The organism is Streptomyces sp. NPDC001750 (assembly GCF_042892615.1).
Taxonomy (GTDB): Bacteria; Actinomycetota; Actinomycetes; order Streptomycetales; family Streptomycetaceae; genus Streptomyces.
The window spans coordinates 293,134-316,033 of sequence record NZ_JBIAUE010000004.1 but is presented as its reverse complement, the minus strand read 5'-3'; the positions used below and the strand labels follow the sequence as shown (position 1 = coordinate 316,033).

Annotated in this window: 21 protein-coding genes and 2 pseudogenes; 9 read left to right on the top strand and 14 right to left on the bottom strand. The window is 72.2% G+C overall.

Annotated elements, in window-relative coordinates:
* Positions 1-78 precede the first annotated feature (78 nt).
* Positions 79-951: a dimethylargininase gene (ddaH, locus tag ACFYY6_RS09615; protein ID WP_338014137.1), complete on the bottom strand. Its 873-nt coding sequence runs from the start codon at positions 949-951 to the stop codon at positions 79-81.
* A 180-nt stretch (positions 952-1,131) separates the two neighbouring features.
* On the opposite strand from ddaH, the gene ACFYY6_RS09610 reads away from it, so the two are divergent.
* Together ACFYY6_RS09610 and ACFYY6_RS09605 are read left to right on the top strand one after the other, a co-directional pair.
* The gene (locus ACFYY6_RS09610; protein ID WP_386607214.1) at positions 1,132-1,785 is read left to right on the top strand and encodes a TetR/AcrR family transcriptional regulator; all 654 of its coding nucleotides are present in this window, start codon (positions 1,132-1,134) and stop codon (positions 1,783-1,785) included.
* Positions 1,786-1,928: 143 nt separating this feature from the next.
* Positions 1,929-2,675 (top strand): bifunctional DNA primase/polymerase, encoded by a 747-nt coding sequence (locus ACFYY6_RS09605; RefSeq protein WP_351628634.1) that lies wholly within the window; start codon positions 1,929-1,931, stop codon positions 2,673-2,675.
* A 58-nt stretch (positions 2,676-2,733) separates the two neighbouring features.
* Here the strand turns inward: ACFYY6_RS09605 and ACFYY6_RS09600 are convergent, their stop codons facing one another.
* The 7 genes from ACFYY6_RS09600 to ACFYY6_RS09570 form a co-directional block, all read right to left on the bottom strand.
* Entirely contained in the window at positions 2,734-3,666 is a 933-nt protein-coding gene (locus ACFYY6_RS09600) for a hypothetical protein (protein WP_388649615.1), read from the bottom strand.
* Positions 3,599-4,573: an iron uptake transporter permease EfeU gene (efeU, locus tag ACFYY6_RS09595; RefSeq protein ID WP_351523697.1), complete on the bottom strand. Its 975-nt coding sequence runs from the start codon at positions 4,571-4,573 to the stop codon at positions 3,599-3,601. Before efeU ends, ACFYY6_RS09600 begins: the two co-directional genes overlap by 68 nt.
* Positions 4,574-4,637: 64 nt before the next feature.
* Positions 4,638-5,918 carry an iron uptake transporter deferrochelatase/peroxidase subunit gene (efeB, locus tag ACFYY6_RS09590; RefSeq protein WP_389192419.1) on the bottom strand — a complete coding sequence of 427 codons (1,281 nt, stop codon included), beginning with the start codon at positions 5,916-5,918 and terminating at the stop codon, positions 4,638-4,640.
* 37 nt (positions 5,919-5,955) lie between these two features.
* Positions 5,956-7,092: an iron uptake system protein EfeO gene (gene efeO, locus ACFYY6_RS09585; RefSeq protein ID WP_351525402.1), complete on the bottom strand. Its 1,137-nt coding sequence runs from the start codon at positions 7,090-7,092 to the stop codon at positions 5,956-5,958.
* Between the two features lie 401 nt (positions 7,093-7,493).
* Positions 7,494-8,342, bottom strand: coding sequence for a heme ABC transporter ATP-binding protein (locus tag ACFYY6_RS09580; RefSeq protein ID WP_389192416.1), 849 nt, complete (start codon positions 8,340-8,342; stop codon positions 7,494-7,496).
* 40 nt (positions 8,343-8,382) lie between these two features.
* Positions 8,383-9,483: a FecCD family ABC transporter permease gene (locus ACFYY6_RS09575; RefSeq protein ID WP_389192413.1), complete on the bottom strand. Its 1,101-nt coding sequence runs from the start codon at positions 9,481-9,483 to the stop codon at positions 8,383-8,385.
* Between the two features lie 11 nt (positions 9,484-9,494).
* Complete coding sequence (locus tag ACFYY6_RS09570) at positions 9,495-10,631, bottom strand: hemin ABC transporter substrate-binding protein (RefSeq protein ID WP_389192410.1); 1,137 nt, start codon at positions 10,629-10,631, stop codon at positions 9,495-9,497.
* Between the two features lie 134 nt (positions 10,632-10,765).
* Here ACFYY6_RS09570 and ACFYY6_RS09565 point away from each other — a divergent pair, with 134 nt between their 5' ends.
* From ACFYY6_RS09565 to ACFYY6_RS09550, 4 genes and pseudogenes are all read left to right on the top strand, one after another.
* The gene (locus ACFYY6_RS09565) at positions 10,766-12,199 is read left to right on the top strand and encodes an HtaA domain-containing protein (protein WP_389192407.1); all 1,434 of its coding nucleotides are present in this window, start codon (positions 10,766-10,768) and stop codon (positions 12,197-12,199) included.
* A 48-nt stretch (positions 12,200-12,247) separates the two neighbouring features.
* Positions 12,248-12,856 (top strand): annotated as a pseudogene (locus ACFYY6_RS09560) (HtaA domain-containing protein); the annotation flags it as partial.
* A 216-nt stretch (positions 12,857-13,072) separates the two neighbouring features.
* Positions 13,073-13,840: an HtaA domain-containing protein gene (locus tag ACFYY6_RS09555; protein ID WP_386607334.1), complete on the top strand. Its 768-nt coding sequence runs from the start codon at positions 13,073-13,075 to the stop codon at positions 13,838-13,840.
* 77 nt (positions 13,841-13,917) lie between these two features.
* Entirely contained in the window at positions 13,918-14,634 is a 717-nt protein-coding gene (locus tag ACFYY6_RS09550; RefSeq protein WP_388649603.1) for a PhzF family phenazine biosynthesis protein, read from the top strand.
* A gap of 220 nt (positions 14,635-14,854) precedes the next feature.
* Here ACFYY6_RS09550 and ACFYY6_RS09545 read toward each other — a convergent pair whose 3' ends face one another.
* Together ACFYY6_RS09545 and map are read right to left on the bottom strand one after the other, a co-directional pair.
* Entirely contained in the window at positions 14,855-15,520 is a 666-nt protein-coding gene (locus tag ACFYY6_RS09545) for a heme oxygenase (biliverdin-producing) (protein WP_386607207.1), read from the bottom strand.
* Positions 15,521-15,928: 408 nt separating this feature from the next.
* The gene (gene map / locus ACFYY6_RS09540; protein ID WP_351628610.1) at positions 15,929-16,786 is read right to left on the bottom strand and encodes a type I methionyl aminopeptidase; all 858 of its coding nucleotides are present in this window, start codon (positions 16,784-16,786) and stop codon (positions 15,929-15,931) included.
* Positions 16,787-17,008: 222 nt separating this feature from the next.
* On the opposite strand from map, the gene ACFYY6_RS09535 reads away from it, so the two are divergent.
* Positions 17,009-17,245: a hypothetical protein gene (locus tag ACFYY6_RS09535; protein ID WP_351521775.1), complete on the top strand. Its 237-nt coding sequence runs from the start codon at positions 17,009-17,011 to the stop codon at positions 17,243-17,245.
* Positions 17,246-17,405: 160 nt separating this feature from the next.
* On the opposite strand, the pseudogene ACFYY6_RS09530 reads toward ACFYY6_RS09535, so the two are convergent.
* Both ACFYY6_RS09530 and ACFYY6_RS09525 read right to left on the bottom strand, forming a co-directional pair.
* Positions 17,406-18,701: pseudogene (locus ACFYY6_RS09530) on the bottom strand (MFS transporter); the annotation flags it as partial.
* A 100-nt stretch (positions 18,702-18,801) separates the two neighbouring features.
* Positions 18,802-19,404 (bottom strand): hypothetical protein, encoded by a 603-nt coding sequence (locus ACFYY6_RS09525; protein ID WP_389192404.1) that lies wholly within the window; start codon positions 19,402-19,404, stop codon positions 18,802-18,804.
* A gap of 176 nt (positions 19,405-19,580) precedes the next feature.
* Between ACFYY6_RS09525 and npdG the strand changes: the two genes are divergently transcribed.
* The gene (gene npdG / locus ACFYY6_RS09520) at positions 19,581-20,291 is read left to right on the top strand and encodes an NADPH-dependent F420 reductase (protein WP_351521769.1); all 711 of its coding nucleotides are present in this window, start codon (positions 19,581-19,583) and stop codon (positions 20,289-20,291) included.
* Positions 20,292-20,412: 121 nt separating this feature from the next.
* Positions 20,413-20,589, top strand: a complete 177-nt coding sequence (locus ACFYY6_RS09515) for a hypothetical protein (protein ID WP_351521767.1) — start codon at positions 20,413-20,415, stop codon at positions 20,587-20,589.
* 55 nt (positions 20,590-20,644) lie between these two features.
* On the opposite strand, the gene ACFYY6_RS09510 is transcribed toward ACFYY6_RS09515, so the two are convergent.
* Both ACFYY6_RS09510 and ACFYY6_RS09505 read right to left on the bottom strand, forming a co-directional pair.
* Positions 20,645-21,433 carry a site-2 protease family protein gene (locus ACFYY6_RS09510; protein WP_351521765.1) on the bottom strand — a complete coding sequence of 263 codons (789 nt, stop codon included), beginning with the start codon at positions 21,431-21,433 and terminating at the stop codon, positions 20,645-20,647.
* Between the two features lie 172 nt (positions 21,434-21,605).
* Entirely contained in the window at positions 21,606-22,520 is a 915-nt protein-coding gene (locus ACFYY6_RS09505; RefSeq protein ID WP_389192400.1) for a glycoside hydrolase family 19 protein, read from the bottom strand.
* Positions 22,521-22,900: the final 380 nt, after the last annotated feature.

Sequence of the window (22,900 nt, the reverse complement as noted above, 5' to 3'; positions counted from 1 at the left end):
GCGGCCGGGAGGTGCGCGGACGACGGGTGGCGGACGGCCGGAATCCCCGGTCATCCGCCTCCCGCGCGGTTCCCGCGGCTATCCGCGCAGCTCCTGAGTGCAGCACTTCACGCTGCCGCCGCCCTTCAGCAGCTCGCTCAGATCCATCGGCACCGGCTCGAAGCCGCGTTCCCTCAACGGCTGGAAGAGTCCCGTCGCGGCCTGCGGCAGCAGCACGTGCAGCCCGTCGCTCACCGCGTTCAGGCCGAGCGCCGCGGCGTCCGCCTCCTCGGCGATCAGCGCGTCGGGGAAGAGGCGTGCCAGCACCGCCCGGCTGCCGGGCGAGAAGGCGTCCGGGTAGTACATGATCTCGTCGCCCGCCTCGTCCAGCACGGACAGGGCCGTGTCCAGGTGGTAGTAGCGCGGATCCACCAGATCGAGACCGATCACCGGGCGGCCGAAGAACTCCTGCGCCTCGTCGTGCGACAGCGGACTGGACCGGAATCCCCGCCCGGCCAGCAGGTACGACGCGGTGACCGCGAAGTCGCCCTCGCCCTCGTTCACGTGCGCCGGCTCGTGGATCTCGGTGAAGCCGGCCGCACGGAACCACTCGCGGTGGGCGGCGGCCTCCTCGTACCGCTCCCGGTACGCGAACCGCGCCCCCAGCACCCGGCCGTCGACGACGGTGGCGCCGTTGGCGGCGAAGACCATGTCGGGCAGGTCGGGGCGGGGCGTGAGCAGCTCCACCGTGTGCCCGAGAGCGCGGTAGCGGTCCCGCAGGTCCTCCCACTGGGTCTGGGCCAGCCGGAGGTCCACGGGCTTGCCGGGATCCATCCACGGGTTGATGGAGTACGTCACCCGGAAGTGCGCCGGAGGGCACATCAGGTAACGGCGGGGCGTGGCCCGACGACCGGGGGCGTGGCGCGGGGCGCCCCGGTGGAGGGGAGTGGTGTCCGGGTGGTTCGTGGGCAATGAAGGCTCCTCACGAAACGCAGGGGTCGCCTGCCGGGTACGTTGCACGGGTGCGTGCGTGAGCCCATGGTCCGCCTTCCGCGGGCGGTGCGCAGTGATCCGATCGGGTGGTTCCGCACGGTGGCCGGGGACGCGATGCGACGATACGTATCGACTCGTACCGTCGTCAGATCGGGCGTCATGACAGACAAGCGTTCCCCCGACTCCAGCCGTCGCAGCGAGCGTTCGCGCCGCGCGATCCACGAAGCGGCGCTCGCCCTGGTCGGCGAGGCCGGCTACCGGGCCACCACCATCGAGGCCATCGCCGCGCGGGCGGGCGTCGGCAAGCAGACGATCTACCGGTGGTGGCCGTCCAAGGCGGCCGTGCTCCTGGAGGCGTTCGTGGCGCTCGGCGAACGGTCCGGGCGGCAGGGCGAGGGACACGGAGAGGGCCACGGAGGCGACGAGGCCGGTGGGGCCGGGGAGCGGGGCTTTCCGGACACCGGAGATCTGGCGGCCGACCTCAAGGCCGTCATGCGGGCCACCGTCGACGAGCTGACCGACCCCGCCTTCGAGGCGCCGACCCGGGCACTGGCCGCCGAGGGCATCGTCGATCCCGAGCTCGGTGCCGCGTTCGTCCAGAAGCTGCTCGAACCGGGGCTCCGGCTGTACGAGGCGCGGCTGCGCGCCGCCCAGGAGGCCGGCCGGGTGCGCGCCGACGCCGACCTGCGGATCGCCCTGGAACTCCTCGTCGGTCCGCTCACGCACCGCTGGCTGCTGCGCACCCTTCCGCTGACCCACGCCTACGTGGACGCGGTCGTCGACCACGCCCTGCGCGGCCTGGAGGAGCCCTGAGACATATTCCTCATTTCATAGCAAAAAGTGCCGTAGCGACCGGTTCCTCGTGGCATCTCCCGTACCCCGCTTCGGAACTCCGGCCACCTGAGGCGCAGGATGGTGGGACGATGGGCAGAGGCAATACTGAGGTGAGGGGATAGATGGGCGCCGATTTCGGCCGTAGTCGCGGCTCAGCGAGCAAGATTTCCCAATGGCTCCGCCGCCGACCCAAACCGCAGCAGAGCGAGGTCGACGACACCGCCCGGGAGGAGCTGCTCCTGGCCGTGGCCGACGCCGGAATGCCGATCGCGCCCGCGGCCCACCCGGTCGGCTACCGATGTTCGTGCGAACGCATCGGCTGTCCCACGCCCGCCCGGCACCCCGTCTCCTTCGCCTGGCAGACCCAGGCCACCACGGACCGCGCCCAGATCGAGCGCTGGGCCCGCAACCAGCCGCAGGCCAACTTCATCACCGCGACCGGCATGATCCACGACGTGCTCGACGTGCCGCTGTCCGCGGGGGAGCAGGCCCTGGAGCGACTGCTCGCCGCGGGCGTCGACGTCGGCCCCGTCGCCCGGTCCGGCGACGACCGGATGCTGTTCTTCACCGCCACCCGGGGCACCCCCGAGGACGAGGACGAGTGGTGGCCCTGCGAGCTGGACTGCCACCCCGAGACCATGGACGAGCATCCGGGACTGCGCTGGCACTGCCGCGGCAGCTACGTCCTGCTGCCGCCGGCCATGCTCCCCGCGGAGCTGGACGTGCGATGGGTGCGCGGGCCGGAGCATCCGCTGCCCGATCCGCTCACGCTGCTGGGAACGCTCACGGACGCCTGCGCCCAGTACGCGGACACGGCGGACCAGAACGAACTCGATCACGGCTCGGTGGCCTGGCCACTGAGCCGTTAGCGTTCCCGGGCCCGGCCGCCGGGCTCCCGGGCCCCGGACTCGGTACCGCCGGGGCCCGTCAGGAGCCCTTCGCCGACGTCAGACCCGGCAACCGGTTCAGCACGACCACCTTGCCGTTGCCCGCGCCCTTCTTCGGCACGTACACCAACTGACCGGACACCCGCTCCTTGGTGAGGGTCGACTTCACCTCGCCCGTCAGCAGCGCCTCCACGTCCGCGTTGAGCGGCGGGCGCAGCCCCTTCGCGGCGGTCTGCCGTTCGAAGTGCTTGCTGCTGAAGAAGACCAGCGCCCCGCCGTCGTCCGTCTCCAGGCCCAGGGGAGCGAACGAGCCGGTGTCCAGCGGCTGGTCGACGTACTGGTACGAGAAGCCGGGACGCCGGGTGGTGCGGCGCGCCTCGCGCCAGCCGGAGGTGGAGTCGCCGGGGGCGAACACGTCCGGGGTGCCCTTCTGGAGGTACTCCGTGTACCGGGCGCTCAAGTCCTCGGGTGCCACGGCAAGGCCGGCGTCGTCCGAGGCCACCGGCCGGGCAAGGCCGTCGTCGTCCTGCGCGAACCGGGGCAGCCGCGAGGGCGCGACCACCGCCAGATAGGAGGTCCGCCACCCCGCGTCGGGGCCGGACTTGACGAAGACGAGCAGCCAGCGGGTGTCGAGCTTCCCGTTGTCCTCGTCGCGGTTGGAGTCCGTGTCCGCGACGAACCAGCGCGGCCAGCCGGCCTTCTTCGGGATGAGGTAGGTGGCGTCGGTCAGTTCCAGCGGCGTGTGACGGGAGTTGCCGTCCGGGTTGTTCTTCCGGCGTGCCTTCAGGCCGGCCTGGTTGATCGCGCCGAGCGGGCCGGAGACCCGGTCCGCGTCGAGGGCCGGGTCGTACGCCTTGTCCGCCGCGTTGTACGCGTCGGTGAAGTCCTTCAGGGCCTGTGCGGCCTCAGCCCTGGTTGCCGACGGCACCACTTCCAGCTCGCCGTGCACCGTCACGCACCCGCTCGCCGTCACGCACAGCACCGTCGCCGCCGCCGTGAGACCCGTCGTCCGCCGAATCGGCCCCAGACTTCTCATCCGTTGCTTTCCGCGCCTTCTGATCCGTCGCCCGCACTGACCGTCCGAACCCTACCGGGGCGAGGAACAGGACGAGAGTGGGGATCAGATACGCGAGCCACACGACGACCTGGAGAACGGTCGGATCCGGCTGGAAGTTGAACGTCCCCTTCAGCAGCGTGCCGTACCAGCTGTCCGGCGGAATCGCGCCGCTGATGTCGAAGGCACGGTTGTGCAGGCCCCCGATGAACTCGGCCTCCTGGAGGTCGTGGACGCCGTACGCGAGGACGCCCGCGGCGACGACGACCAGCATGCCGCCGGTCCAGGTGAAGAACTTCGACAGGTTGATCCTGAGCGCGCCCCGGTAGAACAGCCAGCCCAGCACGACGGCCGCGGCGATCCCGAGGAACGCGCCGACCATCGGGTGCCAGCCGTCGTCCGCCGCGTGCACCGCGCGCCACACGAACAGCGAGGTCTCCAGGCCCTCGCGGCCCACCGCGAGGAGCGCCGTGGCGACCAGGGCGCCGGTCCCCATCGCGAGCGCCGCGTCCAGCTTGCCGTGCAGCTCCGTCTTCAGGTGCCGGGCGGTGCGCCGCATCCAGAACACCATCCAGGTGACCAGGCCGACCGAGATGATCGACAGCGAACCGCCGAGCGCCTCCTGCGCCTTGAACGTCATCTCCTGCGAGCCGAATTCCAGACCCGCGCCGAACGCCAGGCTGACGAGGACCGCGATGCCGACGCCGATCCAGATCGGCGCCAGCTTGTCCCTGTTGCCGGTCTTCACCAGATAGGCGATGAGGATGCAGACGACCAGGCTGGCCTCAAGGCCCTCGCGCAGGCCGATCAGAAAGTTGCTGAACACGTCTCGGTTCTCCTGTTCCGCTGTTCCGCTTCGGATCCCGTCACGAGATCCGCTCCGGGTCCCGTCACGAGAACAGCGCCCGGCCCCACCAGTCGTCCTTGCCGCGGACGCCCGGCGGGACGGCGAAGTGCGCCGAACCCACGTGCTGGATGTACTCGTTGAGCGCGTCGTGCGCCGCCAGGCGGCGCTGCATCGGGATGAACGCCTTGCGGGAGTCGCGCTGGTAGGCGATGAAGAACAGCCCGGCGTCGAGCCGGCCGAGACCGTCCGTGCCGTCGGTGAACGAGTACCCGCGGCGCAGGATCGTCGCACCGTCGTTGCTGTCCGGGTGGGCGAGCCGCACATGGGCGGTCGGCAGCATCGCCTTCAGGAACGGCTCGTCGTGCTCCTTGGACTTCCCGACCGCGGCGCCCTCGCCCTTGTCGCGGCCGAAGATGTCCTCCTGCTCCTGGAGCGGGGCCCGGTCCCAGGTCTCGATGTGCATCCGGATGCGCCGGGCCACCAGGTACGAACCCCCGGTCATCCAGCCCGCGTCGTCGTCCTTCTCGCCGACCCAGATGTGCTTGTCCAGGGCGGCGGTGTCGGTGCCGGAGATGTTCCGGGTGCCGTCCTTGAAGCCGAACATGTTGCGCGGGGTCTGGGCGTCCGGCGTCGTCGAGGACGTCTTGCCGAACCCGAGCTGGGACCAGCGGATCGCGGTGCGGCCCATGCCGATCCTGGCCAGATTGCGGATGGCGTGCACCGCGACCTGCGGGTCGTCCGCGCACGCCTGGACGCAGAGATCGCCGCCGCTGCGGGCCGCGTCGAGGTTGTCGCCGGGGAACTTCGGCAGGTCGACGAGCGCCGCCGGGCGCTTGTCCTCCAGGCCGAACCGGCCCTTGGCGAAGAGCGAGGGGCCGAAGCCGATGGTGAGGGTGAGCCGGGACGGCTTGAGCCCCAGGGCCTCACCGGTGTCGTCCGGCGGCGCCTCGGCCGGGCCGCCGTACGCGCCGTCGCCGACCGCGTGACCGGCCGTCATCCGCTCGGCCGCCCGGGTCCACTCCTTGAGCAGAGAGACCAGTTCGGCGCGGTCCTTCGTCGTCACATCGAACGCGGCGAAGTGCAGCCGGTCCTGCACGGCGGTGGCGATGCCCGCCTGGTGCGCCCCGTGGAAGGGTACGGCCGCACCGCTGTCGGCGGCCGCCACCGCGTCGCTCTCCGGCCGGATCACGGCCACCGCGCCACCGGCCGCGGCCGCGCCGAGCGCCAGTCCGGCGCCGCCCCAGCCGAGCAGGGCCCTGCGGGACGGTGCGGGGCCGGCGGGGGCCGCCCCGGTGTCGTCGCCGTTCCGCTTCTGTTCGGACATCCCGGTCACTCCCGTCCGCTCCTGTTCCTGGCCGCCGCTACTTCGTCACCGCCGCGGCCAACTTGGACAGCGGCTCGGCCAGCGCGTTCACCGCGTCCGACAGCTCCTTGCGGTCCGCCTTGCCGACCTTCTCGTACGAGGTGAACTCGTACGAGGACTTGTCCTCGCGGTACTTGTCCAGCAGCGTGTTCAGCTCGGCGAACCGCTTGTCCAGGGCGGCGGTCAGCGCCGGATCGTTCTTCGAGGCGATCGGCTTCAGCAGCTGGTAGGACTTCTCCGCGCCCTCGACGTTGCCCTTGAAGTCGACCAGGTCGGTGTGGCTGTAGCGCTCCTCCTCACCGGTGACCTTGCCGGTGGCGACCTCGTCGAGGAGTTCCTTGGCGCCGTTGGCCATCGAGGTCGGGGTGATGTCCGCGGTGCCGACCCGCTTCTGCCAGTCGACCAGGTCCTTGTAGAGGACCGGGGCCAGGGCCTTCTCCTCGGCGCCCAGCTTCTTGTCCTGCCACAGCGCCTTCTCCAGACGGTGCCAGCCGGTCCACTTCTGCCCGGCTTCCAGGCCGTCCTCGCGGATGTCGACCTTCGGGTCGATGTCGCCGAACGACTCGGCGACCGGCTCGGTGCGCTCCCAGCCCAGTCGCGAGTCGGCGTAGAGCTTCTTGGCGGTCTCGATGTCGCCGGCGGCGACGGCGTCCGTGAACTTCTTGGCCTTCGGCAGCGTCTCGTCCGCCTGAGCCTGGACGTAGGTGCGGTACTCCGCGACGGCCTTGTCCATCTCGGGGCTGCGCTTGGCCGCGTTGGCGCCGGTGACCTCGATCTTCTGCCGGATGCCGTGGCCCTTCATGCCCGGCTTGCAGGCGATCTCGTACGAACCGGCCTTGATCTCGGCCGTGATGTTCGCCTTGGTGCCGGGGCCGATGTTCTCGCGCTCGGCGACGATGCGGTCGTCCGGGAACAGGACGTAGACCTCGGTGACCTTGGAGCCCTTGTTCTGCACGGCCAGTTCGACGTGACCGGCCGGCACCTTCGTCTTCGACACCTCGCAGGCGTCGTCCTTCGCGACGACCTGCACGGCACCGTCGCCCTTGCCGTCGCTCTTCTGCGCACAGCCCGTGACGGCGGTCAGGGCCGCCACGCCGGCGGCAGCGGTGACGACGGAGAGACGAACGGCTCGCATACGGGGCTCCACAAGAGGACGAAGGAGAAGCGGGAGAAGAACGGACAAAGACAGGTGAGGCGGACCTAACTTAGTCGAGGCTTACCTGTCCGGTACCCGCTTGGGCCGTGATTCACCTCTCACCTCGGCCCTGCGGATACGGACCGGTCACGGTCGCGCCATGGGGGTCTCTCGTAATGGTCAAGAGATGGTCAAGAGATCGCGTCGGGCGGCCTGGCCCGCCGGACGAACCGCCCGGCGGACGAACCGCCCGGCGGACGAACCGCCCGGCGAACGAACCGCCCGGCGAACGAACCGCCTGCCGGACGAACCGCCCGGCGAACGAACCGCCCGGCGGGCCGGGGACCGACCGGAGCCGACCGGAGCCGACCGGGGCCGACGGGCCGGGCGGCCCCGGCCGCTCAGGCCGCTCCCGCCGAGCGGTCCGGTACGACGAGCGGCGCCCCGGTCCGCGGATGCGGGAACACCTCGACCGGCTGCCGGTAGACCTCGCCGAGCAGTTCCCCGGTGAACACCTCGGCGGGCGGGCCCGCCACCGCGATCCGCCCGCCGTGCAGCACTGCCGCCCGGTCCGCGTACGCCGCCGCCAGGCCCAGATCGTGCAGCACCACGACGACCGCGTCGCCGGCCGCGGCCCGCTCCCGGCAGATCCGCAGCACCAGCTCCTGGTGGCGCAGGTCGAGGGCGGCGGTCGGCTCGTCGAGCAGCAGCAGCGGGGCGCGCTGCGCCAGCACCCGGGCCAGCGCGACCCGGGCCCGCTCCCCGCCGGACAGCGCGGAGAAGGGACGCGCGGCGAACTCGGCGACCTCGGTGGCGGCCATCGCCGCGGCGACGGCCGGATCGTCCTCGTCCGCCCGCTCCGTCCCGGCCCACGGCGCCCGGCCCATCCGGACCACGTCCGCCACCGGGAACGGGAAGGACAGCGCGGCGGTCTGCGGCAGCACCGCCCGGCGCAGGGCCAGTTCGGCGGCCGACCAGTCGGTCACCGGGCGCCCGTCGATCCGTATCCCGCCGTTCTCGGCGGGCAGATCGGCGGCCAGCGCCGCCAGCAGCGTCGACTTCCCCGCCCCGTTGGGCCCGACCAGCGCGAGCACCTCGCCCGCGTGCGCGGTCAGATCGATGGAGTCGAGCACCGTCCGCCGCCCCAGCCGCACCCGCAGCCCGTGCGCCTCGGCGGCGGCGGCGCCGGGGGAGAGGGGACCGGGCAGCCGGCGCCCCCGCGCCCGGAACGGATTCCTCGGCACCTTCATGCCCGACCACCTCGCCCGTGACGGTCCACCGGTGTCGTCCTCATGCCCAACCACCTTGCCTGCGACGGGTCCTGCGCAGCAGCCAGAAGAAGAACGGGCTGCCGAAGAGCGCGGTCAGCACGCCGAGCGGCAGCTCGGCGGGATCGGCCACGGTACGGGCCGCGAGATCGCCCACCACCAGGACGAGGGCGCCGCCCAGCGCACTGCCGGGGACGAGGAAGCGGTGCCCCGGACCGTTCGCCATCCGCAGCAGATGCGGCACCAGCAGCCCCACGAACGAGATGATCCCGGCGACCGCCACCGCCGCGGCCGTCAGCAGCGCCACCACCAGCACGAGCGTGACCCGCAGCCGCTCGACGTCGACCCCCAGGTGCCGGGCGGGCCGCTCGCCCAGCGCGAGGAGGTCCAGCTTGCGTGCGTAGAACGGCGCGACGAGCAGCCCCAGCGCCGCGCACGGCAGCACCGCGAGCACCTTCGGCCAGGTCGCCTGCGCCAGGGAGCCCAGCTGCCAGAAGGTGATCTGGGAGATCTGCGCGTTGTCGGCGAAGAAGACGAACAGCCCGATCAGCGCTCCCGCGAAGGCGTTGACCGCGATCCCGGTGAGGATCAGCGTCACCACCTCGGTGCGCCCGTTCGACCGCGACAGCGTGTACACCAGCAGTACCGTCCCGAGCCCGGCGGCGAACGCGCAGACGGTGATGGTCCAGTTGCCGAAGAAGGTCAGCCCGAGTGCGATCGAGGCGACCGCGCCGACCGCCGCGCCGGCGGAGATGCCGATCACCGCGGGTTCCGCGAGCGGGTTGCCGAACACCCCTTGCATCAGGGCGCCCGCGCAGCCCAGTGACGCCCCGACGAGCAGGGCGAGGACGACCCGCGGCAGCCGTACGTTCCACAGCACGCTCTCGCCGACCCGGTCCAGCGCCGCGCCGCCGAGCCCGAGACGGTGCTGGACGGAACCGATGACATCACCGAGCGGGATGTTGTACGCGCCGAGTCCGGCGGACAGCAGACAGCCCACCAGCAGGGCGGCGACCAGGCCGGTGGTCAGGAGGAAGGCGGTGGAGCGCCGGGGCCTCGCGCGCTCCTGCCCAGGGGCCGCGGGGTCCGTCGGCCGGGCTCGTTCCCCCTGCGGGGCGGTCATGTGCGAGGTCGTCACTTGGCCGTACCGCCCTTCGGGTGGAGCTGGGCGATCAGGTCACCGAGCACCCGGTCGGTGCGCGGCCCGTAGTTCAGCAGCACCCCGTCGTCGATGGAGACGATCCGCCGGTCCATCCCGGCCGGGGTCTCGGCGACGCCCGGGATCTTCACCAGCCCGTCGACGCCACCCACCGAGTCCAGCCCCTTGCTCATCACCAGGATGGCGTCGGGCGCCGCCTTGGCGAGGGCCTCGCTGGTGATGGCGGTGAAGTCCTTCCTCAGACCGGACGCCTTGCCGGCGTCGACGCCCCCGGCCGCCTCGATGAGCGAACTCGCCCCCGACTCCCGGCCGCCGAGCAGATAGACGGAGGCGGAGCCGCGCAGGTAGAGGAAGGCCACCCGGGGCTTCTTCCCGCCGCCGACGGGCACGGACTTCTTCACGGCCTCGATCCGGGACCGGGTGCGGGCGTCGAGTTCGGCCCCCGCGTCCGGCACGCCCAGGGCCGCCGCCACGGTCTCGATCCGGCGGCCGACATCGGCGAGTTCCTTGGCCGGGTCGACCACCACGAGCGGGATTCCGGCATCGCGGATCTGATCGATGGCCTCGGCCGGTCCCGTGGTGGTCTCCGCGAGTACGACGGTGGGCCTGAGCGAGAGCACGCTCTCCGCCGAGACGTCGTGAGCCCGGGTCACGACCGGGAGATCCGCCGCCTGTTCGAAGGTGGCGGTGATGTCCCGGGCGACGACCTGATTGCCGAGGCCGAGCGTGAAGACGATCTCGCTCAGGCCGCCGGTCAGCGGCACGATGCGATCCGCCGAGGTGACGCTGGCCTCGGTCCCGTCGGCCGACTTCACGGTGACGGGCAGTCGGGGCTTCGGCGTGCCGGGCAACGGCTCGACCCGGTCGGCCACGGCCTTCGCGGAGCCCGGGGACTTCGCGGCGGGCGTCCCGGCATCGGTGCCGCCGCAGCCGGTCAGGAGGAGGGCCAGGGCGAGGGCCGCCGCCAGGACGCCGAGCGGGCCGCGCGTGCCGGACCGCCGGGCGGAACCGGCGTCCCTCCCGGCACCGAACGGCCCGTCGGCCCCGGGGAGTTCGCGTACCGGTCGCCGGGTGCGCCGCCCCGGTGGGGTGAAGTCCTGCGAGAAGCACACTGGGCACCGTCCTGTCGTTCCGCCGCGCGTAGTTGGTCATGGTTCGCGGATTGTGCGGTGGAAGGGGTACCACCACACGATCTCCATAGCTTAGGTTAGCCTTACCTTGCTCGCTAGATCCCGGAGGGGTCCTCATGCTGTCGTCCCGACCTGCCCGTGTGCCCGGACGGGCGCTCGCGGTCGCGCTGTTCGCGGCGCTGCTCGGAGCCCTGCTCCCGGCCACCGCCGCCCAGGCGGCGAGCCGCACGGTGCAGGGCGGCCGACTCGACTGGGGCATCAAGTCGTCGTTCCAGAGCTATGTCACCGGCCCCGTCGCGCACGGGAGCTGGAGCCTGACCGGCGGCGCCGCCACGGCCGGCGGCAGCCAGTTCCGATTCCACTCGGCCACCGGCTCCTACGATCCGGCGACCGGCACCTTCAGCGCGGGCTTCTCCGGCGGGGTCCGCTTCGTCGGACACCGCAAGGCGGACGGCAGCAACGAACTGGACCTCTCCATCAGCCGCCCCACCGTCCGGATCACCGGCGGCCGGGGCACGCTCCACGCCGACATGGTCAGCAAGGAACGGGGGACCGGCCGGGTCACGTCCGCCGCGCAGGTGCCGCTCGCGACGCTCGGGCTGTCCGGGATCGACATGAGGGGCGGCACCACCCCCATCGCCCTCACCAACGTCCCGGCGACCCTGACGACGCAGGGCGCGAAGGCGTTCGCCGGCTACTACACGGCCGGTACGCCGCTCGACCCGATCAGCCTTTCCGTGGACACCTCCGCCCCGGCGGGGAAGCCGGACACGGTCGCCTCCCCGGGGAAGACCGACGACGGGGCCGACAAGGCGAAGAAGACCGAGAAGGCCAGGAAGGCCGCAGGACGTGTCGAGGACGCCGCCGTCGACTGGGGCGTGCGCCGCACCTTCCGCGAATACGTCACCGGCTCCGTCGGCAAGGGCAGGTGGACCCTCGCCGACGGCGCGCAGGACGGCGGCGCGCTCTTCCGGTTCCCGCGCGGCAAGGGCACGTACGACCCGAAGAAGCAGACCCTGCACGCCCGGTTCGCGGGCAGCGTCCGCTTCACCGGCGCCGACGGGCTGGACCTGGAACTCTCCTCGGTCGCGGTCCGGGTGACGGACGGCAAGGGCACGCTCTCGGCCGACGTGCGCGGCGACGGCGAGCCGAGGAAGGCCGTCCCGCTGGTCACCTTCGCCGCGAAGGACTTCGCGCCGAAGAACGGTCTCGCCGTGCTCACCGAGGCGCCCGCGACCCTCACGGCCGACGGCGCCGGGGCGTTCGGCTCGCTCTACAAGGCGGGCACCGCGATGGACCCGGTCTCCCTGGCCGTCGCCGTCGACCGCGGCGCCGAACTCCCCGCCCTGCCCGACCTGGGCAGCGACCCCGCCCCGTCGCCCTCGCCGACGAAGAAGACCACCACCACCGCGTCCGCGCCGGACACCGGCTCCGACGCGGACTCCCGCACCGGGCTGTACCTCGGCGCCGCCGGCGCGGGCGTCCTGGCCGTCGCGGCCGGTGCGTTCTACCTCGCCCGTCGCCGCGGCGCCTCGCAGCAGAACAGCTGACCCCCTGTTTCACCCCCGTACCTCACCCCCCCGAGGAGACCACCCGCCATGGCAGCCACCCGCCGCCCCATAGCCCTCGCCGCCGCCGTCGCCACGGCGGCAGCCCTCGGCGCGACCGCCTTCGCCCTCCCGGCGCTCGCCGCCGACGCCGCCCCCGGCCGCGCGACCGCCGGCGCGCCCACGCTGGACCTGAAGGACGGCACGCTGGAATGGGGCGTCAAGGCGTCCTTCCGCAAGTACCTGGCCTCGCCGTTCTCCGGCGGGAAGATCACCGTCAAGGACGGGGCCACCCAGGCGCCCGACAACGGCGTGTTCACCTTCGTCGACGGCAAGGGCACCTACGACACCACCACGCACGGCACCCGCACCGCCTTCGGAGGCGGCGTCAACTTCTACGCCCACGACGGTGTCCTCGACATCACGCTGTCGGACGTGAAGCTCTCCACCACCCGCACCGGCGGCGCGATCACCGTGGACGTCACCACCCCGGAAGGCACCCGCGACGACGTGGAGTTCGCCTCCCTCGACCTGACGGGCGTGAAGCCCGGCCAGGGCGAGGGCGGCGCGATGGTCTTCAAGGACATCCCGGCGACGCTGACGAAGGCGGGCTCCGAGGCGTTCAACGGCCAGTACAAGGAGGGCGACGAGCTCGACCCGGCCACGCTCTCGGTGAAGGCGGGCGCGGCCCCGACCACCGAACCGACCGGGGAACCGACCACCGAGCCCACCGAGGAGCCGACCAAGGAGCCGACGACCGAGCCCACCAAGGAGCCGACGGCCGAGCCGAGCGGCAGGCCCACGTCCCCCACTTCGCCGTCCCCGTCGGCCACCGGCGAGCCGGGCACCGGCGAACCGGCCGTCGAGACCGGCGCGATCCTCGACGGAACCCTGGACTGGGGCGTCAAGAAGTCGTTCCGTACCTACGTCACCGGGCCCATCGCGCACGGCAAGGTGGAGACGACGGGCGGTGCCGCCGCGGCCGGCGACGGCTACCGCTTCCCCGACGCCACCGGCGACTTCGACGCCGCGAAGCAGACCCTGACCGCCGGGTTCGACGGCAAGATCCGCTTCCTGGGCCACGAGGAGAACGGCGCGTACACCCTCGACCTCTCCCTCACCGGTCTGGAGGTCCAGGTGAGCGGTGGCAAGGGCCGGCTGATCGCGGACGTCTCCACCAAGGACCGCGAGACCGGGAAGGTCTCCACCTACACCGGCATGGCCATCGCCGACCTGAAGCTGCCGAAGGGCGAACTCGCCGCCGAGAACGGCGTGGTGACCCTCTCCGCCGTTCCGGCGACCCTCACCGCCGACGGCACCAAGGCGTTCGGCGGCATGTACGACAAGGGTGAGCTGCTCGACCCGCTGACCGTCGCGGTCGCCCTCGACAAGGACGCCGAACTCCCCGGCGCCGCGGGCGGCAGCGGTTTTGGCGGGTCGGCCGGTTCCACCGGTTCCACGGGACTGGCGGGCGGTTCCGCGTCCCTCGGCGGCGGCAGCGTGGGCGGCGGTTCGGTCGGCGGCTCCGGTGCCCTCGCCTCCACCGGCTCCGACATCCCGACCGGTGCCCTGATCGCCGGAGCGGGCATCGTCGTGGCGACCGGAGCGGGTGTCTTCCTCGCCGCCCGCCGCCGTACCGCCTGACGGCACACGGTCCGAGCGCACCGCCCGGGTGACGGCCCGACCGAAGGCCGTCACCCGGGCGGTGCTTGAATGCGGACGTGAGCGCGAGCGACAGCGAATACGAAGGCGGCCCCGGCTTCGATGTACCCGAGGGCGTCGACGTCCTGCGGGTGTTCTGCGGCCCCGACGGCCGGTACGGCAACCCCCTCGGGGTGGTGCGCGACGGGCGGTCCCACCCCGACGAGGAGTCCCGGCAGCGGCTGGCCCGCCGGCTCGGCTTCAGCGAGACCGTGTTCGTCGACGACCCCGAGCGCGGGCACGTCGACATCCACACCCCGGGACTGCGCCTCCCGTTCGCCGGCCATCCGCTCGTCGGCACCGCCTGGCTGCTCGATCTGGAGATCCTGGAGCTTCCGGTCGGGGACGTGTTCGCCCGGCAGGACGGGGAGTTCACCTGGATCGGTGCCCGCCCGGAGTGGGCGCCGCCGCGTACGCTGCGGCGGTACGCGTCCGTCGCCGAGGTCGAGGCGCTGACCGGCCCGCCGCCCGGCGAGGGCTGGCTCTACGTCTGGGCGTGGGAGGACGAGGCGGCGGGCCGGGTCAGGGCGCGCGCCTTCCCGAGGCGCGCCGGAGGAATCGTGGAGGACGAGGCCACGGGCGCGGCGGCCCTGCTGCTCAGCGCGGAGCTGGGGCGGGCCCTCAACATCACGCAGGGACGCGGCTCCCAGATCCTCACCGCGCCCGCACCGGACGGCATGGTGGAGATCGGCGGCCGCGTCCTGTGGGCACACCGGGCGGTCCCGTCCCGCGTCTGAGGAAACCGGCGAGCGGGAGAGCGCGAGAACGGGCCGCGGACGACCGGGAACCGGGCCATCGGGGAAACGGACCGCCGGGGAGAAGGACCGCTGGGCAACGGCCCCCGGGCAACGGGACCGGCGCGGCCGAAGGCACCGGACCGGGATCACCGGTCGGTGCCTTCGGCCGCGCCGGTACGAAGGTCCGTCGAAGGTCCGCGAAGGCCCTGTGCGCGAGGCCCTACGCGCTGATCGGGAACACCTCGCCCAGCTCCCGGAACACCGCGGTGTTCAGCGCGAACGCGCGCTTGCACTCGTCGACGACACGCTGCTTCTCCAGGTCGTCCGCGTCCAGCGCGTCCAGCAGCTCGCGGTAGCCCCGCTTGAACGCGGCGGGGTTGGGGATCTCCTCGAAGACGTAGAACCGGACGCCGTCGCCCTTGCGCGCGAAGCCCCAGGCCTTCTCCGCCTTGTCGCGGATGATCTGGCCGCCCGAGAGATCGCCGAGGTAGCGGGTGTAGTGGTGGGCGACGTAGCCGGCGGGCCAGGTGCGGGCGCACTGTGCGACCCGCGCGGCGTACGCGGCGGTGGCGGGCAGCGGCTCCAGGCCCTCGCACCAGTCGGCACCCCGCAGATGGGCCAGGTCGCGCTCCAGCTCGGCGGTGCGCATCAGCTCGGCGTGTATGAACGGGCCGGCGACCGGGTCGTTCCGCAGCGCCTGGGCTCCCTCCTCCAGCGCCCGGTACACGAACCACAGCTGTTCCGTGTAGCGCGTGTACGCGTCCACGCCGAGGCGTCCGCCGAGCAGGTCGCTCATGAAGGTCGAGGTCTCCGCCTCGGTGTGCTGTTCGTGCGACGCCGTGCGGATGAGTGTCGAGAAGGGCGTGACTGCGGCGGTTGCGTCCAAGGCGGGCCTCCGGGGGCCGAGGGGACGGGAAAGTCCTGAAAGAGGCGGATGAAAAGACGGCAGTGACCACGTCGCGCAGTCCCTGTCGACATCTCCGATCTTCCTACTTAGGCTTACCTAAGTCAACAGCTTCCCGACAGTCTGTCGGTAAAAACGATACGCCTGGTTCCGCCGATGTGCGCAGGCGCGGTGGGACGAGGTGGCGCGGGTACGCGAAAGCGGCCGCCCGCGGGCGGCCGCTTTCGCGTCGGTACGTGGTGATGCCTGGTGGGTTGTCCCGTCATCCGTGGCGGATCAGCGCGCGGCGTCGGATGTGGTGCATCGCAAGACGGAGGGGCGCCCGGATACTGGACGTATGCGGGCGTTCCGGCAACGCGGCGAGGTGCCGCAGCTGTCGTCGGGCGCCCGTCAGGGGAGGGTCAGGATCTCGGCGCCCGTCTCCGTCACGACCAGCGTGTGCTCGAACTGGGCGGTGCGCCTGCGGTCCTTCGTGACCACCGTCCAGCCGTCGTCCCACATGTCGTAGTCGTGGCTGCCCAGTGTCAGCATCGGCTCGATGGTGAACGTCATGCCGGGCTTCATCACGGTTGTCGCGTGCGGGCTGTCGTAGTGCGGGATGATCAGCCCGGAGTGGAACGAGGAATTGATCCCGTGCCCGGTGAAGTCCCGCACCACCCCGTACCCGAAGCGCTTCGCGTACGACTCGATGACCCGCCCGATCACGTTGATCTGCCGTCCGGGCCGGACCGCCTTGACGGCCCGGTTCAGCGCCTCCTCGGTGCGCTCCACCAGCAGCCGCGACTCCTCGTCCACGGCGCCGCAGAGGTAGGTGGCGTTGTTGTCGCCGTGCACGCCGTCGATGTACGCCGTGACGTCGAGGTTCACGATGTCGCCGTCGCGCAGCACCGTGGAGTCCGGGATGCCGTGGCAGATCACCTCGTTGATCGAGGTGCACAGCGACTTGGGGAACCCGCGGTAGCCCAGCGTCGACGGATACGCGCCGTGGTCGCACATGAACTCGTGGGCGACCCGGTCGAGTTCGTCCGTCGTGACGCCCGGGGCGATGTGCTTGGCGGCCTCCGCCATCGCCTGCGCGGCGATCCGGCCCGCCACGCGCATGCGCTCGACGGTGTCGGCGTCCTGGACCTCCGGACCGGTGTACGGGGTGGGGGCCGGCTTGCCCACGTACTCGGGGCGCCGGATCTTTCCGGGAACGGAGCGGATGGGAGTGATCTCCCCGGGCACGAGCAGCGACTGGCCAGACATGTCAGCGAGTTTAAGGGCTGTCCCGTCGTCCCCGGCGGTCGCCCGGCGTCGGCTGCGGCGCCTCGCCGCGTTGTCGGGGCGCCCGCATACTGCCACTATGCGGGCGCCCCTCCCCTTGCGACGTGCCGCATCCGACGCCGCGCGCCGATCCGGCACGGATGACGGGTCGGCCCTTGACGAAGCGCGCTTGGGGCAGCATGACCCCGACGGAAGGAGCCGGAGATGGCCCTGTTCAAGAAGCGCACGGTCGGCAAACCGGGCGAGTGGTACTACTGCCTGCAGCACAAGAAGGTCGAGGAGGGACCCGAGTGCCCGGCCAAGGACCGGTTCGGGCCGTACGCCTCCCCGGAGGAGGCGCGCCACGCGATGGAGACGGCGCGGGAGCGGAACCTGGAGTGGGAGACGGACCCCAAATGGCACGACGCCGAGACCCCGGCGGACCGGGACCCGGACGCATGACGGGCCGACCGGCCGGGGCGCGGCGGACCGCCGGTGAGGCGGACGGGCTGGATTCCGGTTCGATCCGGCCGCGCCCCGCACCGGACGGGCCGGTTTCCGCCTCGTACGGGCGGGCCTGCGCCTCCGGCACGCCGGAGGCCGGCCCTGGCGTGCCCGCGTCCTCCTCGCGCTGCGCCCGCCTGCGTACCGCGTCCTCGTCCGTCGCGGAGTCGTACGTGAGCAGCTTCGGCAGCGCGGCGGTGAGCAGCGCGACCGAGGCCACGCACGCCACACCGCCGCTCCAGATCGCGGAGCGGGTCCCCGTCCAGCCCGCCATCGCACCGGCCCGCACCTGACCCAGCTGCGGGCCCGCGCTGTAGGAGAGCACCTCGATGCCCGCCAGACGGCCCCGCAGCTCCTCCGGGATGGTCTGGTTCCAGATCGTGGAACGCCCCAGTCCGCTGAGCATGTCGCCCGCGCCCGCGATCGCCAGGCAGACCAGCACCGGCCACACGCTGGTGAACCAGCCCGCCGCCGCGATCGCCAGCCCCCAGGCCGCCGCCCCGAACACCACGAACAGCCCGTGCCGCCGTACCCGTGACGTCCATCCGCTGGTCAGGCCCAGCACCAGGGAGCCGACCGACCCGGACGCGTACATCAGCCCCAGCGACCACTCGGCGTCCAGCTCGTCCGCGAGGAACGGGAAGATCGTGTTGGGGAAGGCGAAGAACATCGCGGCCACGTCGACCGCGTACGTCCCCAGCAGCACCGGCCGGCTCCAGGCGAACCGCGCCCCCTCGACGATCCCGCGCAGCGACGGCTTCGTGTTCTCCCGGACAGGAGGGGCCGGGGCCAGGCGCAGGCAGAGCAGGACGGAGAGGGCGAACGTGACCACGGTGACCGAGTACGCCGTGGCGTGCCCGGCGTACGCCACCACGAGCCCCGCCACCGCCGGACCGCTGATCGCACCGACCTGCCAGCGCAGCGAGTTCAGCGCGGCGGCGGCGGTCAGCTGGTCGTGCGGCACGATCCGGGCCATCAGCGAGTCCAGCGCGGGCCGCTGCAGCCCGGAGAGCGCGGAGACCCCACCCGCCACCAGATAGAGCGGCCAGAGCAGCGGATCGGGCAGAACGGCGTTCACCAGGAGCACCAGGGCCAGTACCCCCAGGCCCGCCTCGGTGCCCAGGATCACCTTGCGGCGGTCCACGGCGTCCGCGAGCGCCCCGCCGTACAGGCCGAAGACGACCAGCGGCACCAGTTCGACCGCGCCCATCGCGCCGACGGCCAGCGGCGACCCCGTGAGCTCCTTGATCTGGAGCGGCAGCGCGATCAGCGCCATGAAGCTGCCGAAGTACGTGACCACGCCCTGGATCCACAGCAACCGGAAGTCGGCCGACGAACGCAGGGGGGTGAGGTCGGGCAGCAGCGCGGAGAGACGGCCGGACGGGGAAGGGGCCGAGGCAGGGGCTGAGGTCACGAGGGGTCATGCTCCGAAGTCGCGGTGCCCGGTGCAACACCTTTTCCGTGTCCGCGTCCCGGGCCGTGTCCGCGGGGGCGGGCGCGGGCGGTCCCGGCGCTCACCAGCGCGGCGGAGGCGGTGCCGTCAACCGGTCGGCGAGCCGGGACAGCCGGTCGCGGAAGCGACGGCCGCCGCGCGGCACGGGGTCGCCGTTCTCCCTGGCCGCCGCGCTCACCAGATGCTGCACGGTGTCCAGGTCGACGTCGTCGGAGCCGGTCACCGCCAGCGCCTCGTGGGCGAGCCCCCGCACCTCCGGGTCGCCGCCGTCCAGCGAGAGGACCGTCGCCCCGGCCCTGCGGGCGTCGTGCATGCGCTCCAGCAGGCCCGCGCAGGGCCGCTCCGGCGCCACCAGCAGCAGGGTCTCGCCCCGACCGGCCGCCTCGATCCGGCCCAGGCCGACCGCCAGATGCGCCGGATCGCCCGGCTCCACCCGGTGGCGCACCAGGGTCGGGGTCAGTTCGGGCAGCCCGGACCAGGTGGACTCGTCGACCAGATGGGCCGCCAGATGCCACGGCTCGTACTCCGCCGTCCCCACCAGCAGCAGTCCGCCGCCGTGCGGGACGACGGACGACCTGAGCGACCCGGCGAACCGGCGGGCCGCGGCCGGCCACTCGGTCCCGGCGAGCACTTCACGCAGCAGAGCGACGCGTACGGCATCCATGGCCAGGCATCGTGCCCCGGGCCCCGGCGGCGCCGTCGGCGAACGCCGCGGAACCACACGAACGGGGCACGGGCACGGGCGCGCGGTACGGGGCGCGGGGACGCGCCGGACGGATCGGTGACCCCGCGTCGGGCGACGGACTGTTCGCCCCGGTGGCGGGCAGTAGTGTCGAAGCCATGACTACGAATGAGACGGGCAGCGCGCCCAAGCCCCCCGCCAAGGACCCCTGGGACCTTCCCGACGTGTCCGGGCTGACCGTCGGCGTGCTCGGCGGCACCGGCCCGCAGGGCCGCGGCCTCGCCTACCGGTTCGCCCGCGCCGGGCAGAAGGTCGTCATCGGCTCCCGTGCCGCCGACCGCGCGCGGGCCGCCGCCGAGGAACTGGGCCACGGCATCGAGGGCGCGGACAACGCGGAGTGTGCCCGGCGCAGCGACGCCGTGATCGTGGCCGTGCCGTGGGACGGTCACGCCAAGACCCTGGAGGCGCTGCGTGACGAACTCGTGGGCAAGCTCGTCATCGACTGCGTCAACCCGCTCGGCTTCGACAAGAAGGGCGCCTACGCCCTGAAGCCGGAGGAGGGCAGCGCCGCCGAGCAGGCCGCCGCCCTGCTCCCGGAGTCCCGGGTCACCGCCGCCTTCCACCACCTGTCCGCGGTGCTGCTCCAGGACACGGCCGTCGAGGAGATCGACACCGATGTGCTGGTGCTGGGCGAGGCCCGCGCCGACACGGACCTGGTGCAGGCCCTGGCGGGCCGGATCCCCGGCATGCGCGGCATCTTCGCCGGGCGGCTGCGCAACGCCCACCAGGTCGAGTCGCTCGTCGCGAACCTGATCTCCGTCAACCGCCGCTACAAGGCGCACGCGGGGCTGCGTACGACGGACGTCTGAGCGGGGCCCGCGTCGGGCGGTCCGGTCCGGCCCCGCTTCCGGGCCACCCTGCGACGGGCGGAAAGGGGCATGGGGGACACTGGACGGGACCGTGCACCACTCCGGACAGGAGCCGACTCCCATGCCCCGACTCGCTCTCTACGCCATCGCCGTCTGCGTCCTGGCCGTCGTCGCGGCCGTGTTCTCGTTCGTCCAGGGCAGCTGGCTCGGGATCGTCTGGGTGCTGCTGGCCGGGCTCTCGTCCAACATGGCGTGGTTCTACCTGCGCCGGCACCGTGCCGGGACCGCCACGGGCTGAGCCCCGTCGCCGTGACGACTCCGGCCGTCCGGGCCGTCGGCCCGGACGCCGTCGGTCAGCCCTGGACCGCGCAGACCGGATCGGCCGACCGCCAGAACCGGTAGGCGTCCCAGCCGCAGTACGTCGTGAAGCCGTCGACGCCCAGCGCCCGCAGCAGGGCGTGGATCGCGTCGAAGAACGCCACGTTGATCCCCGGGATCCACAGGAGGGCGAACACGGCGATCAGCCCGAAGGGGGCGAACGGCTCGACCTGGCGGCGGACGCGGTACGAGAGCCAGGGCTCGATCACCCCGTACCCGTCCAGCCCCGGGACCGGCAGGAAGTTCAGGATCGCGGCGGTGACCTGGAGCAGCGCCAGGAAGCCCAGGGCGTGACGGAAGGTCACCGGCACGCCGTCGAGCGCGTGCAGCCAGAACGGCGCCGTGCACACGACCGCGAACAGTACGTTCGTCAGCGGGCCCGCCGCCGAGATCAGGCTGTGCCGCAGGCGCCCGCGGATCCGGCCCCGCTCGATGAACACCGCACCGCCCGGAAGACCGATCCCGCCCATGATCACGAACAGCACCGGCAGCACGATGCTGAGCAGCGCGTGGGTGTACTTGAGCGGATTCAGGGTCAGATAGCCCTTCGCGCCGACGGAGATGTCCCCGCTGTGCAGCGCGGTACGGGCGTGCGCGTACTCGTGCAGGCACAGCGACACCACCCACGCCGCCGTCACGAAGAGGAAGACCGCGATCCCGGGCAGCTCCGCGAAGCCCGTCCACACGGCCCAGCCCGACACCGCCATGACGGCGACGATGCCGAGGAAGACCGGGCTGATGCGCTGGTGCGATGCGGTGACCATGGGACCGAGCCTACGGGCGGCCGGTCCCCCGGAGGCGTGGATGCGGGGCGGCGGCGCGCAGGCGGTCGGGCGACGAGGCCGCGGGCCGGGAAGGGTGCCCGGCCCGCGGCGGTCCGTCGGGGAACGGAAGGGAAGGAAGGACAGGGAAAGGGAGAGGAAGGACGCGGTGGCGTCAGCAGGAGAGGTTGGAGCCCGTCGGCACGCCGAGGATCCCGGTGAACTCCTTGTACCGGTTGATCCGGCTCTCGACCTGGCGGGGGTTGCCGCCGTCGCACTCCAGCGCGCCGTTGATCGAACGGATCGTCTGGCCGAAGCCGGCCCCGCTCACCATGGCGTCATGGCCGGTGATCGGGCCGGGACCGTCCTGGGTGTTCCAGTACCACAGGCCCGTCATCATGGCGACGGCCGGATCCGTCTCCACCTTCCAGGGGTCGTTCAGCAGGTCGATGCCGAGGAAGTCGCCCGCGGCCTTGTAGTTGAAGTTCCAGCTGAGCTGGATCGGGCCCCGCCCGTAGTACGCCGACTGGCCGGCCGGGCAGCCGTAGGGCTCGTTGCGGTCGCAGTAGTGCGGGTAGTTCGCCTCGTTGACCTCCTTGATGTAGTAGAGGCCGCCGGTCTCGTGGCTGATGTTCGCGAGGAAGGCCGCGGCCTCCTGCTTGCGCATCGTGTCGTCGCCGGTGTGGGCGAACTTGGGGAACGCCTTCATGGCGTCCGTCAGGCCCTTGTACGTGTAGAAGGGGTTCCTGTTCGGGAACATCTGGTCGAACTGGGCCTCGCTCACCACGAAGCTGTTCGGGTACGGGTTGCCCCCGGTGCCACAGGTGTACGGCGCCCAGTAGTAGGTGCTCACCGTCGGGTCGTAGCCCGGGTTGTCGCGCTGGGCGACGTAGATCTTCCCGTCGGTGTACTTGACGATGTCGCGCGCCTGGTAGTTGGCGCCCTTGGACCAGGCGGGGGCCATGGCGCACTCGTCCACCGGCGCCGGGGCCTCGGCGGCGCTCGCCGTCGCGGGCGCGAGGGCCGTCGCCGCCAGCGATCCGACGGCCGCCAGGCCGGTCAGCAGCGCCTTCATACGATTTCTGAGCACAGGGTTCCCTTTCGTGCGACGCGGACATGTCCCTCGGAGGTGGGCATGCCCGTGTGACGCGGGCATGACGGATAGACCCGGTGGGAGCCGGGCCAACCTGTGCAGGCCGCGCCGAAGGATGCTTTCGGACACTGAACCCTCCCCCTTGATCGCAGTCAAGGTCTAGACCAAAGGGAATTTCGTCGGCCCCTGCCGGTCGCCGTCCGGGAGCGCGGTCGAGGGCGGGTGGCCCGTGGTGTGCGGCGAACTCGCCGTCGTCCCTTCCTGGTTGAGGGACGGGGGTCGAGGCCGCGGGCGGGGAGTGCCTCGCGGACGCGGGCGCCGGGACGGGCGCCTTCGGCGACGCCGAACCGGGCACGTGTCGCACGTGTGTCCTGCCG

Coding starts and splice junctions, on each gene's coding strand:
- ACFYY6_RS09610 (WP_386607214.1), top strand. CDS start 1,132: ATGACAGACAAGCGTTCCCCCGACTCCAGCCGTCGCAGCGAGCGTTCG.
- ACFYY6_RS09605 (WP_351628634.1), top strand. CDS start 1,929: ATGGGCGCCGATTTCGGCCGTAGTCGCGGCTCAGCGAGCAAGATTTCC.
- efeB (WP_389192419.1), bottom strand. CDS start 5,918: ATGTCCGAACAGAAGCGGAACGGCGACGACACCGGGGCGGCCCCCGCC.
- efeO (WP_351525402.1), bottom strand. CDS start 7,092: ATGCGAGCCGTTCGTCTCTCCGTCGTCACCGCTGCCGCCGGCGTGGCG.
- ACFYY6_RS09580 (WP_389192416.1), bottom strand. CDS start 8,342: ATGAAGGTGCCGAGGAATCCGTTCCGGGCGCGGGGGCGCCGGCTGCCC.
- ACFYY6_RS09575 (WP_389192413.1), bottom strand. CDS start 9,483: ATGACCGCCCCGCAGGGGGAACGAGCCCGGCCGACGGACCCCGCGGCC.
- ACFYY6_RS09565 (WP_389192407.1), top strand. CDS start 10,766: ATGCTGTCGTCCCGACCTGCCCGTGTGCCCGGACGGGCGCTCGCGGTC.
- map (WP_351628610.1), bottom strand. CDS start 16,786: ATGTCTGGCCAGTCGCTGCTCGTGCCCGGGGAGATCACTCCCATCCGC.
- ACFYY6_RS09535 (WP_351521775.1), top strand. CDS start 17,009: ATGGCCCTGTTCAAGAAGCGCACGGTCGGCAAACCGGGCGAGTGGTAC.
- ACFYY6_RS09525 (WP_389192404.1), bottom strand. CDS start 19,404: ATGGATGCCGTACGCGTCGCTCTGCTGCGTGAAGTGCTCGCCGGGACC.
- npdG (WP_351521769.1), top strand. CDS start 19,581: ATGACTACGAATGAGACGGGCAGCGCGCCCAAGCCCCCCGCCAAGGAC.
- ACFYY6_RS09515 (WP_351521767.1), top strand. CDS start 20,413: ATGCCCCGACTCGCTCTCTACGCCATCGCCGTCTGCGTCCTGGCCGTC.
- ACFYY6_RS09510 (WP_351521765.1), bottom strand. CDS start 21,433: ATGGTCACCGCATCGCACCAGCGCATCAGCCCGGTCTTCCTCGGCATC.